Source organism: Lysinibacillus sp. VIII_CA (assembly GCF_049943995.1).
Lineage (GTDB): Bacteria > Bacillota > Bacilli > Bacillales_A > Planococcaceae > Lysinibacillus > Lysinibacillus pinottii.
In genome coordinates this window covers 214,880-228,238 of record NZ_JBNFXM010000003.1, presented here as the reverse complement: position 1 = coordinate 228,238, position 13,359 = coordinate 214,880, and the positions used below count along the sequence as shown (strand labels likewise).

The following is a 13,359-nucleotide window of genomic DNA, read 5'->3' as shown; positions in this document are numbered from 1 at the left end:
CCTTTATTCACTTATAGGCTTTTCAAAAACAAAGACGGAAATCGCAAAATCCTCTTCAATTTTAATATCTGAAAATAAGTGGAGTAATTTACTGCCCATTAATTCTTCCATGCCTTCCGGTGGGGATTGTGCATATAAATCTTGAATCATGCTCGTCCTTGCGGCATGAACCATTTTTAATCCTTCGGGTGAACCCGCAATAAATTTTTCAGTTGGAGTGATATTCCCATATAAAGTGGAGACAGCCATATTTTCAACAAAAACCGTATGAATACGTTCTGGTCCTTTACCAAAAACTTCTTTTCGTAATTTACGAATCATATCGTTAAATTCATGAACTTTTTTAGACATAGTAACGATTCTCCCATCATCATTATACTTTTTTAGGCAATCACTATGGGGGTCACCCTTACAGTTTGTTAATCATATAGTAACTTTTAAAAAAATAAAAGAGAAAATATTTTTGATAATTATTCTCATGTAAAAATATTGATAATTCATATTGTTCCTTTTGCAGGAAAGGGCTATAATAATAGCACAAATGGAATTTATGTATTTTGATCCCTATGTCTTCCTCTACTTAGAAGTCGCATAGTGTTTATAAATATTTGAATTCTATGATGACCTAAAAATAAAAGTTGATTGAGTTTTTAGCAAGGCCTGCTAAGAATTTTATCCACCATGAATGTATTAGCATGTCTTAGACGTGCCATTTCATGGTGGATTTTTTTTATTTTTTAACCCGAGACATGGATAACTTGTTATGTTCTAACAATTACTCTATTTTGAGGTAGCTTCACGTCGATTTGGGAATTACAATGATAACAAGACAATCTTTTCATCATTTTTGGAAAGCTCGTATTGTAATTCCCTTTTGTCTTAAGCCGTAACAGGTTGTCCGAGTAGTCTCATAGTGTAAAAGGAGGAAATTACCTTGACTCAAATTCATATTAATGGCGTAACGTACGATGTAAACGAAGGCGCTACAATCCTTGATACCATTAATCAACATGACATCCCTCATCCACAGATTTGTCATGTACCTACCGTCGATCCAATCGAAACGTGTGATACATGTATCGTTGAGGTAAACGGCCAATTAGTTCGATCATGCTCAACAAAAGCAGTCGATGGCATGAATGTATTATTAGCCTCTGACAAAGCAAAAACGGCGCAAACAGAAGCGATGGATCGTCTTCTTGAAAATCATTTATTGTACTGTACAGTTTGTGATAATAATAATGGGAATTGTACGTTACACAACACAGCCGAGTTAATGGAAATCGAACATCAAAAGTATCCATACAAACCAAAAGTGGAGCCACATGAAGTGGACATGTCACACCCATTTTACCGCTATGATCCAAATCAATGTATCGCATGTGGACAATGTGTAGAGGTCTGTCAAAGTTTACAGGTGAATGAAACACTATCTTTGGATTGGGAAGCAGAAAGACCTCGCGTAATTTGGGATACCGGCGTTGCGATTAATGATTCTTCCTGTGTCAGCTGCGGTCAATGTGTAACCGTTTGCCCATGTAATGCGTTAATGGAAAAATCCATGCTTGGAGAGGCTGGATTTATGACTGGTCTTAAACAGGATATGTTAGATCCAATGATTAGCTTGATAAAAGAAGTAGAACCCGGCTATAGTGGTATCTTTGCTGTTTCTGAAGTGGAAGCAGCGATGCGTAGTAAACGGACGAAAAAGACAAAAACAGTCTGTACATTCTGTGGTGTGGGCTGCTCATTCGAAGTGTGGACAAAAGATCGTAAAATTTTAAAAGTACAACCTTCCGATGGTCCTGTAAATGCCATTTCTACTTGTGTCAAAGGGAAATTCGGTTGGGACTTCATCAACTCTGAAGAACGTATTACAAAGCCATTAATTCGTAAAGATGATGCCTTTGTGGAATCTTCTTGGGATGAAGCACTTGATTTAATTGCTGCTAAACTGGGGGGGATTCAACAACAATATGGCCCTGGTTCTGTGGGCTTTATCTCTTCTTCTAAAATTACAAACGAGGAAAATTACTTAATTCAAAAAATGGCACGCCAATTGTTTGAGACAAATGATGTAGATAATTGCTCCCGTTATTGCCAATCACCGGCAACGGACGGTTTATTACGCACAGTAGGTATGGGTGGGGATGCAGGAACCATCAAAGATATTGCCAATGCTGGTCTTGTCATTATTATCGGGGCTAACCCAGCTGAAGGTCATCCTGTTTTGGCCACTCGTGTCAAACGTGCCCATAAATTACATGGTCAGAAACTAATTGTTGCCGATATACGTAAACATGAAATGGCTGAGCGTTCTGACATATTCATGCGTCCGAAACAAGGTACGGACCAAGTATGGTTAATGGCAGTAACCAAGTATATGATGGATCAGGGTTGGCATGATGAAGCCTTCATTCAGAAAAATGTCCTACACTTGGATGAGTTCAAACAAGTTCTTGAAAAATACACACTTGATTACGCACAAGAAATGACTGGTATCTCAAAAGAAACCTTAATTCAGGTGGCAGAAATGATTCGCGAGGCAGACGGGACTTGCGTTCTTTGGGGTATGGGTGTCACACAAAATACAGGTGGTTCATATACGTCAGCCGCCATTTCTAATTTACTTTTAGCAACTGGTAACTACCGTCGTCCAGGTGCAGGTGCCTACCCTCTTCGCGGCCATAATAATGTTCAAGGCGCTTGTGATATGGGTACACTACCGAATCTATTGCCAGGCTATCAAAAAGTAACAGATGATGAAGCGCGAGCTAAATTTGAAAAAGCATACGGTGTTAATATTCAACCACAACCAGGTCGTAATAATATGCAAATGTTAGATGCGATTATGGAAGGTAAAATGAAAGCAATGTATTTGGTAGGTGAAGATATGGCACTTGTCGACTGTAATGCTAACCATGTAGATGAAGTTCTATCCCAATTAGACTTCTTTGTGGTCCAAGATTGTTTCCTATCACGTACGGCACAATATGCGGATGTTATTTTACCAGCTGCTCCTTCACTCGAAAAAGAAGGTACATTCACTAATACAGAACGTCGCGTTCAACGACTGTATCAGGTTTTACCGACGCTGGGAGAGTCAAAGGCAGATTGGGAAATCCTGCAAGCAGTCGCTTGTCGTCTAGGTGCTGACTGGCATTACAATCATCCAAGCGATATATTCGATGAAATGGCTAGCCTATCTCCCCTTTTCTCACAAGCAAACTACGATGTACTGGAAGGCTGGGGTAGCTTCTGCTGGGGTAGTCATGATGGGAAAGATACACCTTTACTCTATGAGGACGGATTTAACTTCCCTGATAAAAAGGCACGCTTTGCATTAAATGACTGGGTGGAACCAGTTGAATTTGAGGCACAATATGATTGCCATATTAATAACGGACGTATGCTTGAACACTTCCATGAAGGCAACTTAACGAATAAATCAAAGGGTATACAATCAAAAGTTCCTGAGATTTTCGTAGAAGTATCACCAGAATTAGCGAAAGAACGAGGCATTGAGGATGGAGCCCTACTACGCTTAGTATCGCCATATGGTGCATTAAAGCTAAATGCTCTTGTCACAGATCGTGTACAAGGTAACGAATTATTCTTACCAATGAACTCTGTTAGCAAGGATTCAGCTATTAATTTCTTAACAGGTCCAGCCGCAGATGTGAATACGTCAACACCTGCTTATAAACAAACGAAAGTCCGAGTAGAAGTGCTAAAAGCAAAAGGAAAATCACCACTTCCTCGAACAAACCCACGTTATAAAAAGCGCCATCCTCAAAATGGCGTCGAGGTACAACGGAAATGGAATCGTCCTGGCTACGTTCACTTAACAACTACTAATGAAAGAGAGTGAGAGCATGGCTGTCCCGATTACAAACATAAAAAAGCAACCATTTACGGAAGAACAACTAAAAGAACAAAAAATAGACAATCTAAAACAATTACTTTCTGAACATGAAGAAGCAGTTCAGCAAGTATTTACCATTATGTCAGAATTAAATGATATTGGTGCATTAGAAGCCGCTACTAAGTTACTTGAAGCGAAAGAGGATGTGGCTCATATAGCACTTGGACAATTAACACGAAAGCCTGTGACGAATATTATTAATAATTTGATGGGTGTTGCAGGAGCCTTGACAGAGCTAAATCCTGAAACAACAGCAAAACTTATTGAAGGCTTACATGCTGGAGTGGACGAAGCCAATAAAGCTCTAGAGACTGATGAAAAAGTGAGTGCTTTTAAGCTAGTTAAAATGTTAAATGATCCAGATGTTAATCGTGCACTCAATTTTGGTGTCCATTTCTTAAAAGGACTTGGCAAAGGCTTGAAAGATTAGGTGGTGCCTTCATGTTAACGAAAGAAAATATACTAAACACCTTGAAACAGGTAGAAGATCCAGAGCTTCACCAAAGTATCATAGACTTAAATATGGTGCGAAATATTCAAATCAACGGTACACAAGTATCGCTTGATATCATTTTGACTATTCCTGGCTGCCCTTTAAAGGCAAAAATCCAACAGGATGTGGAGGAGGCGTTAAAAACGCTCGGTGTCTCCCCTGTTGTCATTAGCTTTGGGGCAATGACCGAACTGGAACGTCGCACCTTAACTGCCTCTCTACAAGCGGAAAAGGTGACAGACACAGGTATGCCCAAAATGCTGTTGCCCCATTCTGGCGTTCAATTTATCGCAGTAACTAGTGGTAAAGGTGGTGTTGGTAAGTCTACCGTAACCATCAACCTAGCTGTTGCTCTTGCCCGTCTTGGAAAACGTGTCGGTATTTTAGATGCAGATATTTACGGCTTCAGTATACCTACGATGATGAATGTTGACCAAAAACCAACCATGCTGGACCAAACTGCAATTCCTGTGATGGTTCATGGTGTTAAAATCATGTCGATGGGCTTTTTTACAAATGACAATCAGCCTGTCATGTGGCGTGGGCCTATGCTTAACAAATGGATTCGAAATTTCCTAGTCAACACACATTGGGGAGATTTAGATTATCTCCTCATTGATTTGCCTCCAGGTACAGGTGATGTGGCAATTGATATGGCAGCGATGATCCCTCAAGCACAGGAGATTATTGTTACAACACCACATCTTGCTGCATCTCACGTTGCTTCCCGTGCAGGTTTAATGGCTCAACATACCAAACACACCATACTTGGCGTCGTCGAAAATATGGCCTATTTTGAAGGGGCAGATGGTCAAAAAAACTATCTTTTTGGACAAGGTGGGGCTGAGCAATTAGCCGAATTACTGAATACGAATGTTTTAGCACATATTCCTTTTGCTCAACCTGAAGAAAATACAGGCTCCTCCGTGTATGATGCAGATACAATTATTGGTGAAATTTTTACTCACCTAGCAGAAGATTTGCTCTATCAATAAAAAAATCCCTTGATTTGCATATACACAAATCAAGGGATTCTATTTATTCCCCGCTATTTTTTACAGCTCTGCCCAAATAATCACAAACGAACGTGATCTTTCGAGCATTCACCGTTTTTAATGGATTACTAATAGCCAGCCTTTTTTAATTCTTGCATGAAATAAAAACGATACGTATTGTGGACAAATGTATCTAATGGAAGCCCTACATTCACCTGATATTTTGTAAAAATAAAATAAAATCGTTTATCCCATTTTAAACGCAATAATTCTCCCGCTTCTTTACCATGCTTACATGTAAATTCCACAATTAAAGGTTCAATCATCCGAAAACAATATTTTTTTAAATGAGCGAGAGCTTCAATATCTTTATCCCTTTGAAAGCGTGTAATCCAATCTAATATTTGCTCGTTCATTATCTTGCTCCAATCTTATCATTCAGAGTTTCTTCCTATTAAATTATACTCTTATTTAGTAGAAGCGAAAAATACTTTCCCGAGCTTCATCATTTTTTGCCTCAAGTTATATCATCATCAACAGGACGATTCCAACGTAGGTGATATTGAACAACTTTATCCCTTGACTGTTTATCTAGGACTAAAAGCTGATCACCCGTCTGGATGATATAGCCCTTCTCTAGCGTTCTTACTTTAGGCTGCTGTTGATAGGAATTAATAGCACCAATCTTTTCTTCCCATAGCAATTGATGCTTTTTCATATCGTACAGCACAAGCATATGATCTGCACTCTCTCGCTGGGTCTGTCGATAGGAAAGGAGGGCAACGCTTTCCACAATATCTATAGCCATCACTTTTGGCTCTAAATTTTGATAATTTCGTATAGCAGGCTCTGACAACACTTGTTGACTAAAATCTTGAATCTCTTGATAATTCTCTAAAGGCTGCTGATGAGTAGCAAAATAACCTGGCAAATCCGATTCAATAAAAAAACGTGCAGATATATAATTTTCAGCTTTGGTATCTTTGTTTAAGGCCTTGCCATCATAATGATAAAAATGGCCATCGACACCTTCTAGATAAAGTTCGTTTTGTAACGCTATCATTTGTTGCGCACCACTGCTCAAAATATCTATTAAAGGCTGATGCTGTTGGCGAAATTCCTTTTCAGAAAGTATTTCTTTTCCCGTTTCTATATCTAAAAGTGACAATTGCCCATACTCCCCATCTCGATGGTGAACAAGTAAGCCACCCATAAAATTCCCAATCAGTGTTTCTTTATAAGAAGCAGATTTTGTCCATTGTTTTTCACCTGTCTCCAAATTCACAGCTACAATAAGATAGTGTGAAATCAAATGTGTAATGCCATTTGATGAACCATTATTTTCATAGCCCTGTACCATTTGTACAGCTATTTTTTGTGATTCATCTGTATAAATAGAGGAGTCCGATTTGATTGGAAAGCTTCGTCCTGCTAAACCAAAAACTATCATGAGTCCATTACTTACTACTAAATAAATGACGAGCAAGCTGATAGAAATAACTAGACGCTTCCGTTTAATAGCTATAAATACTAACAATAACAATCCCAGTCCAAAGATAATCCCTAAAAAAATATCGTGAACAAGCCAGCCATTGAAGCGCCAGGAATACATATACCGTTGAAGAAATTGTTCCACTTTACTACCTCCTCTACTAAACAACCTTAGCTAAAATCAGAATAAAGCACATAGCGATCACATTCCAGGCATTGAAATAAATACCCCTGATGATGACCATTGTTCATTAAGGAAGCAGAAACCTCTTCTAGCGAAAAGCCCGTATAATTGTCAAACTGATCGTCAATGCCTAGCTCCACCATATCACTCCAGCCAACATAGCCAATAAATGCACAATAATCTGAGCAATGGGCTACCCAATTATTCCCTTGCCAGCTCACATAGCCTGGCGTTCGATATAGCACTTCCTCCGCCAATCTAGGATTTGTAATATGTTCATCATGAATTAAATCTTGCTGGTAAGAGCCATCATATTTTTGCGCCGCTTCCCCACTATGGATACATGAAGGGCAAAGATAATCTACATCCTCTATCGCGTAAATACTGCCAGTATAATAGACATCCACTTCCTGTTGACAACAATCGCATACAACGATGTCATCTGTCTCAAAAATTTTCGCCTCTAATGGCTTTGGTAAATATTTAAACGTAGGGATGAACGTTTTAATAGGCCGTTGATCTCGTATTTTTTGTGGCATCAACGGAACCATTGAATTTGGTTGATTTATGTAGGTTTGTAGCGTTCCAAATTTTTTACGATCTTTTTTATCATTATTATTCATAATAGCAGTAAATAGTTGATAAGCTTCTGGATACATCCTTAGTAAACAATAGACCTCGACAAGTATTCTCAATATTTCTTGCGTTTGTGGCTCATTCTTTAATTGCTCTTTAAAAATATGCATCCGGTTAACCGTGATTGGTTGAGAAGGATTGAAATTATTTCTAAGCTCTTGCCATTCTTCAGCAATTGTCATCAAAATCTGCCTCCTTCGTTTGCCTAATTTTACTATTAAAAAGAATACTCTTTCATGACTTGGCAAATTTCAACTTGATACTGCGTGTACCATTTCTCTTTTCCTAATTGCTGGGCCGCTAAATGCTTGGCATTAGCTTTCCATGCTTGAATAGCCTCTAGTGATTCCCAATAGGATACGGTCATGCCCTTCCCTTCCTCATCCCTTACACTTTCAACACGTATGAAGCCAGGCTGTTGCTTGGCTAAGGCATCTATTATTTCGGCCATCTTGCCATAGCCCTCCCCATCATGTTCGGTTCTTTGTGAAGTAAAGATCACTGCATAATATGTTTCCATTTATTTCTCCCCCTCTATAACTTTTATTGTAAACGATAATGACTTTGACTAAAATCAAAATATAGCAAACGAAAGGATTGTGACATATGGGAATTAATCCAAATATGGCTGAAGTCGCAGCACTCCTCGGCGAAACTTCAAGAGCTACTATACTCGCTAGTATGATGGACGGTCGACTCCATACGGCTAGTGAGCTAGCCTATATGGCCGCTATTAAACCTCAAACAGCTAGCTTCCATCTAGCTAAATTAGTAGAAGGAAAACTAATAAAGGTGGAAAAACAGGGTAGACACCGCTATTTTCAATTAGCAGACGAGGAAATTGCTCAATTTCTTGAATCCTTCCTAGCCATTTCACCTCCTCCTGAAATACGATCTTTAAAACAATCTAGCCAAATAAAATTGTTGCAGGAGGCTCGAACTTGCTATGACCATCTGGCTGGTAAATTAGGTGTTCATTTGACAGAATCGATGATGCGAGCGGGCTATTTAAAATTAGAAGAAAAGCAGTTTGTTTTAACAGATGAAGGCACATTATTTTTCACATCATTTGGTATCGATTTACCTGCATTAAAAAAGAAAAGAAGATCCTTCTCACACGCCTGTTTAGATTGGAGCGAACGGCGTTATCATTTGGCTGGTGCTCTTGGTAGTGAGCTATTCAATCATTTATTCCAGCTTGGCTGGCTTACTCGTGTCCCTGCTATTCGCGCCATTCAGGTGACGGAGAAAGGTAAAATTGGATTGAAAGACGTATTTCAAATAGAGATGTAAACTAATATTGGACTTGAGGCAAAACATTATGACCTCAAGTCTTTTGTTCGACTAAACGTACGATTGACTAGGTAAATTCCGACTAGTATGAATAATCCCCCTCCCATGAAAGATGGTTGTAATGGTTCATCTAATAACAGCCAGCCCGTTAACACGCCAAAAAAAGGAGCTAAAAACAAATAGGCGCTTGTTTTCCCAGGGTCACTATTTTGCAGTAAATAATACCAGCCTGCAAATTGGATAATGGAGGAAAAGAGGCTAAGCCATAATAAAATCAGCAATGAATGCTGATTGACCATAAAAAACGGTTGCTCTAATAATGTACTCGATAGGAAAAGAAGCAAGCCCCCAAACAGCATTTGATAGGCTGATAAAACCCAAGTATCAAATAACGCCCCCCATTCTTTCGCTAATAATGTGGCAATCGCCCAAAAAACAGCCGATAAAAATCCAAATAGAAGTCCTATTTTCCATTCAACCTGAGCACCCATCGTGATCATCACACCGATTAAACCAAGAAAAACACCTACCCATTGATGAACATGGTAACGTGCTTTAGTAAAAAGGGTGGCAAATAGGACAACAAGTAGTGGGTTTGTAAATGTTAAAATAGAGGATTCACTTGCTGTAATGGTACGGAGGCTTAGAAATATACACCCCATCACTCCCGCCGTTTGAAATCCGCCAAGGATTAATAGCTTCCCCCACTCTTTCCCTGTTGTTGGGTGCTGTCTTTTCAAGAGGATAACGATAATAGCCATGATGATTCCTGCCAATATAAATCTCAGGGCAGCAAGCAATAAAGGGGATGAATAAGGTAAACCTAATTTTACGACTGCGAAAGATGAACCCATTAAAAAGGTTGTTACTACTAATAAAGCTATAAATTGATAGTTTTTCATACAACATACTCCTTAGCTGATTTTTGATCACTCTATTTGAATTATAAACAGGCAATGATTCAACATTCATCGAAGTATGGATTACATCTAGTTTTGAAACATAAAAAAACTTACCTCCATCATGATAGAGGTAAGACGCTTTCACGATTCATGATTCATAAATTTTTTCAGATTTTCAGCAATTTCTCGTGATTTTGTATGGTGTAAGTAATGATCTCCATCCATTATAATGACTTTGCCATGCACTGAATTTTCAACCTGCTCCTCATGGAGTGGTATCCAGTTTTTCTCAATTCCATCATTGTTGTTCGCCTGAACAAATAACAAAAGAGGTAAATCTTTAGGGAATGTAAGGTTTTCTGCTTCTTTAAACTTTTGATATATCCCCTTCAGTTCATTGGAAGTACTCGTATTATAAAAGTTTTTAAGGGTAATCATCCTAATTTGCTCTTTTGTTTCATCGTCATAAGGTAACCCAGCATATGGATCAGTACCCGATAGTTTTAGAGCTACTCTAGCAATGCCTGATTTTTTCAAAAGCTGTAGCGACTTAATGGGGAATTCTGTATCCATACCACCCTGAGTTGGAACACTGCTATCAATTCCGATAAATGCAGTTACCTCATCCGGATATTTATTGACATAATTGAGTCCATAGATCCCTGCTATCGAATGTCCCATTAACATATACTGGTCAATTTTTAATGTCTGTAGCGCTTCATGAATCTCACTTACTATATTCTCTGTGCTGCGCTCTTTCTTAGTATCATCGCTTAGCCCATAGCCAAAAGGCTCTACAGAAACTACCTTATAGTTTGGAGCTAGTTCTTCAATCAGTGGCTGAAAATCAAGCGTTGGAGCTGCTGTTCCGAAGCCTGGGAGTAAGACAATGGTTTCTGTCCCCTTACCTTGAATAGTAATATTCATATTTTCTCCATTAACAGCAACGAGCTGACCATAGGGTTCTATTTTACCTTGTTCTATTTTGTTGCAAATAATGTTAACTGTAAAAACAATAGCGAGTAGTAGCACTCCTATTGCACCTATAATCGCTATCGATTTCAATAATATTCTAGTAAATTTTTTCATGTTTGACGCACGAGGGGGTTCACCTTTACTCATGCCTGCCTCCTTTACACTGTTGTTAACAGCTACCTTATGAGCCGTTAACAACAGTGTAAAGGACGAAGATGTCTTCCCAATGACGGTAATATGAACGCAATATGAACAATAAAAAAAATGGTACGATATATCCTACATGAAGAATCACATAGGAATCGTACAATCGTACCATTTATTTTTTAATTAGCTGTGGTTGGCAATGTAACAATAAATGTCGTTCCTTGTTCAAGTTCACTCTCCACCCGAACGTCCCCTTTATGCAAGGAAACGATTTGTTTCACAATAGCAAGTCCCATCCCACTTCCCTCATATTTTCGACTGTGGGAACGGTCCGCCTTAAAAAATCGCTCGAATACTCGCTTCTGATCTTCTTGAGAAATGCCAATGCCCGTATCTGTTATGCGAACTAACACATGATGAGCCTCTTGTGACATGCTAATCTTTATTGTGTCGCCATCCTTTGAAAATTTAATACTATTCGTAAGAAGATTTGTCCATACCTGATTTAATTGGTCGTAATCTGCCATGACATAAACCGATTGCAACTGGAGGTTAAAATGGATGTTTTTAGCCATCCATTGTGGCTGGATTGCGACGATTACACGTCTAATTTGTTCATCTAGGCTTAACGACACAAGCTGCATCGGTGGTGCCTTGGATTCAAGCAAGCTTAGTTTTAGTAGGCTATCACTCATTTTAGACATTCGTTGAGCTTCAGCCATAATAATATCAAGATAACGGTTTTTTTCCTCAATCGTTAAGTCTACTTGCTTTAGTGCCAAAGCATAGCCAGATATCGAAGTAAGTGGTGACTGAACCTCATGGGACACATTCGAGACGAATTCTTTCCTCATTTGCTCTAATTGCTGCAAATCGGAAGCCATTTCTTCAAAGCTTCTGGCTAAAACACCTAATTCTCCTGATTGTTTAATGTTGAGCTCGACATTAAAATCTCCACCTGCTATATGTCTCGTCGCTTTTGTTAATTTTTTAATCGGTCTGACTAAAAACATAGCCGCTATTAGAAATACTACACTGCCTATAACTAGCGCATATGTGGAAAAATTTAAAATTAACGTGAGCGCAAATGAGACCGAGGAGACAGCTTTTGGTTCGATAAACATCGCTTTGGTTCCTTTGTCAGTTGTTAAAGGCATACCGACAAGTCCTGAGGAAACGTTCGGATTCACTTGCACAACTTTACCATCCAACACGTCTCGAACCTGCTTCTTAGTCACTTTATTCAATGTATCACTTTGAGCTTCTCCATAAGCCTTCATCCCCCCTGCTTCATCATAAACATAGACATCATACGATTTCAGTTGATTCATTTGGCTAAGTAAATGGTCTGCCTCCTGAAAAGGCATTGTGTCAAAAATTAAGACAATGTCCTGTCCAAAATTCAGCAAGGGGATTTGTAAGTATTCATTCAATTTATCTTTAAATAACCATGTGGCTACGAAGAAGGAAACGACTGTACCACCAATGACCGCAACTAGAAATGTTAACACGACGCGTGTATATAAAGATTTGATCATTCATCAACCTCTAGCCTGTAACCAAGACCTCGTATCGTCTCAATATGAAAATCAGCTATCAAAGCGAAGCGCTCACGCAAGCGCTTTATATGTACATCAATTGTTCGATTATCACCAGCATAATCAATTCCCCAAATTTGATCGATCAGCTGTTCACGTGTATATACCTGTCCAGGTGTTTCGGCTAACTTATATAATAATTCAAACTCTTTAAGTGGCAGCGTAATAGCATCCGTTCCGGTCATAATTTTAAAGGTCTGACGGTCAAGAGTAATAGCTCCGAGCTGAATGGTCTGCGAATAACCAATTCTGTAGCGCTTTAATAAAGCCTTTACACGTACCGTCAGCTCTAAAGGATCGAATGGCTTGGTCAAATAATCATCTGTCCCGAGCTCAAAGCCTTTGACTTTTTCCCACGTCTCACCTCTTGCTGTCAGCATGAGTAATGGGATTTCAGCATTGGCTCTCCGTAGCTCCTTACATAAAGTCCAACCATCCATCGTTGGCATCATAATATCAAGTACTACGAGATCAACAGGTGTTGAGTGATAGATGGATAATGCTTCCTTACCATCTTCGGCTTCCACTGTTGCGAATCCTTCCTTGCGCAGAAACAGGCATACAAGCTCGCGAATATTCGGATCGTCATCAGCAACAAGTATAGTTGTCATACATCCGTTCCCTCATTTCCAATATAAAAGTCAACCCTATTATACTATAAATGAACTTCACTTCTCACCTTCATGCCTCTCCTTTCAAGGGAACTCTTCCTTAAGACCC

Annotated in this window: 13 protein-coding genes; 4 read left to right on the top strand and 9 right to left on the bottom strand. The window is 39.0% G+C overall.

Going from position 1 to position 13,359, the window contains the following annotated elements; translation table 11 throughout:
* Positions 1–3: 3 nt before the first annotated feature.
* Entirely contained in the window at positions 4–351 is a 348-nt protein-coding gene (locus ACP3VS_RS06510; protein ID WP_031416179.1) for a DUF2294 domain-containing protein, read from the bottom strand.
* Positions 352–934: 583 nt separating this feature from the next.
* Here ACP3VS_RS06510 and fdhF point away from each other — a divergent pair.
* From fdhF to ACP3VS_RS06495, 3 genes are read left to right on the top strand one after another with little or no spacing between them, the layout of a single operon-like run.
* Positions 935–3,871 (top strand): formate dehydrogenase subunit alpha, encoded by a 2,937-nt coding sequence (gene fdhF / locus ACP3VS_RS06505; RefSeq protein WP_426388477.1) that lies wholly within the window; start codon positions 935–937, stop codon positions 3,869–3,871.
* A gap of 4 nt (positions 3,872–3,875) precedes the next feature.
* The gene (locus tag ACP3VS_RS06500) at positions 3,876–4,355 is read left to right on the top strand and encodes a DUF1641 domain-containing protein (RefSeq protein WP_031416181.1); all 480 of its coding nucleotides are present in this window, start codon (positions 3,876–3,878) and stop codon (positions 4,353–4,355) included.
* 11 nt (positions 4,356–4,366) lie between these two features.
* The gene (locus ACP3VS_RS06495) at positions 4,367–5,413 is read left to right on the top strand and encodes an Mrp/NBP35 family ATP-binding protein (RefSeq protein WP_099805332.1); all 1,047 of its coding nucleotides are present in this window, start codon (positions 4,367–4,369) and stop codon (positions 5,411–5,413) included.
* Positions 5,414–5,541: 128 nt separating this feature from the next.
* On the opposite strand, the gene ACP3VS_RS06490 is transcribed toward ACP3VS_RS06495, so the two are convergent.
* The 4 genes from ACP3VS_RS06490 to ACP3VS_RS06475 all read right to left on the bottom strand — a co-directional run bounded on the left by ACP3VS_RS06490 (position 5,542) and on the right by ACP3VS_RS06475 (position 8,244).
* Positions 5,542–5,829 carry a hypothetical protein gene (locus ACP3VS_RS06490; protein WP_031416182.1) on the bottom strand — a complete coding sequence of 96 codons (288 nt, stop codon included), beginning with the start codon at positions 5,827–5,829 and terminating at the stop codon, positions 5,542–5,544.
* A gap of 101 nt (positions 5,830–5,930) precedes the next feature.
* Positions 5,931–7,049, bottom strand: a complete 1,119-nt coding sequence (locus ACP3VS_RS06485) for a PA2928 family protein (protein WP_099805331.1) — start codon at positions 7,047–7,049, stop codon at positions 5,931–5,933.
* A gap of 26 nt (positions 7,050–7,075) precedes the next feature.
* Complete coding sequence (locus ACP3VS_RS06480; RefSeq protein ID WP_426388475.1) at positions 7,076–7,906, bottom strand: CbrC family protein; 831 nt, start codon at positions 7,904–7,906, stop codon at positions 7,076–7,078.
* A gap of 35 nt (positions 7,907–7,941) precedes the next feature.
* Positions 7,942–8,244, bottom strand: a complete 303-nt coding sequence (locus ACP3VS_RS06475) for an antibiotic biosynthesis monooxygenase family protein (RefSeq protein WP_012294894.1) — start codon at positions 8,242–8,244, stop codon at positions 7,942–7,944.
* Between the two features lie 86 nt (positions 8,245–8,330).
* Between ACP3VS_RS06475 and ACP3VS_RS06470 the strand changes: the two genes are divergently transcribed.
* Positions 8,331–9,017: an ArsR/SmtB family transcription factor gene (locus ACP3VS_RS06470; protein WP_012294895.1), complete on the top strand. Its 687-nt coding sequence runs from the start codon at positions 8,331–8,333 to the stop codon at positions 9,015–9,017.
* A gap of 26 nt (positions 9,018–9,043) precedes the next feature.
* On the opposite strand, the gene ACP3VS_RS06465 is transcribed toward ACP3VS_RS06470, so the two are convergent.
* From ACP3VS_RS06465 to ACP3VS_RS06450, 4 genes are all read right to left on the bottom strand, one after another.
* Positions 9,044–9,919, bottom strand: a complete 876-nt coding sequence (locus tag ACP3VS_RS06465) for a DMT family transporter (RefSeq protein WP_012294896.1) — start codon at positions 9,917–9,919, stop codon at positions 9,044–9,046.
* A gap of 141 nt (positions 9,920–10,060) precedes the next feature.
* Positions 10,061–11,041 (bottom strand): alpha/beta fold hydrolase, encoded by a 981-nt coding sequence (locus ACP3VS_RS06460; RefSeq protein ID WP_197150158.1) that lies wholly within the window; start codon positions 11,039–11,041, stop codon positions 10,061–10,063.
* A gap of 179 nt (positions 11,042–11,220) precedes the next feature.
* The gene (locus ACP3VS_RS06455) at positions 11,221–12,579 is read right to left on the bottom strand and encodes a HAMP domain-containing sensor histidine kinase (protein ID WP_426388473.1); all 1,359 of its coding nucleotides are present in this window, start codon (positions 12,577–12,579) and stop codon (positions 11,221–11,223) included.
* A complete protein-coding gene (locus tag ACP3VS_RS06450) occupies positions 12,576–13,250 on the bottom strand; it encodes a response regulator transcription factor (RefSeq protein WP_012294898.1) in 675 nt (224 codons plus the stop codon). Before ACP3VS_RS06450 ends, ACP3VS_RS06455 begins: the two co-directional genes overlap by 4 nt.
* Positions 13,251–13,359: the final 109 nt, after the last annotated feature.